Raw genomic sequence first — 1,030 nt, 5'->3', positions numbered from 1 at the left:
TTACTACTAAAAAAGGAAAATTAGGTAAAACAAAATTTACTTTTAATACCTACAGCGGTCTCAACAAAGAAGCAAACCGAGTAGACATGCTGACATCTGAAGGCTGGATTAAAAGAGCTAAAACAATGATCGATGCACAATGGGCAAGTTCTGGTATTGCCGGAGCATCTGCAGGTCAGAATAATGCGCAGCGTATTGCCACTTACAACGCAGCCAATCCGACAGCGCCGTTAACTACAAGTAATACAAGATATTATACGTATCTGTACGACGACAGATGGGACATGCCGGGACATCCGGGATTAGACTACATTGATTGGCAGGATAAAGTTTTCCGTACAGGAGAATTCAGCAGTTATCAATTTTCGGCTTCTGGAGCTACAGATGTTGTAAATTATTTTGTGTCTGCCAATTATCAAAAAAATACAGGATATATGGTGGGTACAGATTATACATTGTTTTCTGGAAGAGCCAATCTTGACTTTAAATTATCAGAAAAATTTAAAATCGGAATCAATTTTGCGCCGTCTTATTCTATAAAAAATGATCCGGGTGTAGAAGGAAAAGATAACACTTTGTTTAAAGCCTTAACTGCAACTCCGGTTTTTGAAAGTGCTTCTAACGCTGCAGGCGAAAAATACACAACAAGATATGCCTGGGGAAGCAGTACAACCAATATGCTGAATGCTTTGGTGAGAACCGGAAAAAATTCTATGTATAGAAATCTAGTTTCTTCGTACGCTAGTTTTGAAATCGCAAACGGATTAATCTGGAAAAGTACTATTAACTTGGATAATACAGATAATACTTTTGAAAGTTATACTCCTAATGATGTTCAGGCGAGTATTAGAGGGGCTTACAATACGTACAGAAGACAAAATATTGTAAATGAAAATACATTAAACTTCAATAAATCTTTTGGAAGTCATCATTTTAATCTGCTTTTGGGAGAATCTTTCAGCTCTTATAAAATTATGAGATCAACTCTTTCTTCTGGAGGTCTTTATAACAGCTCGACTATAGAAACTCT

Annotated in this window: 1 pseudogene; it reads left to right on the top strand. The window is 36.5% G+C overall.

What is annotated here, in order from left to right:
* Positions 1–1,030, top strand: a pseudogene (locus B0A68_RS24275) (SusC/RagA family TonB-linked outer membrane protein); the annotation flags it as partial.

Origin of the sequence: Flavobacterium reichenbachii, from assembly GCF_002217435.1 — a bacterium.
In the GTDB taxonomy this organism is placed as follows: Bacteria; Bacteroidota; Bacteroidia; order Flavobacteriales; family Flavobacteriaceae; genus Flavobacterium; species Flavobacterium reichenbachii.
The sequence above is the reverse complement of the archived record's forward strand: the minus strand, read 5'-3'. Positions and strand labels throughout refer to the sequence as shown.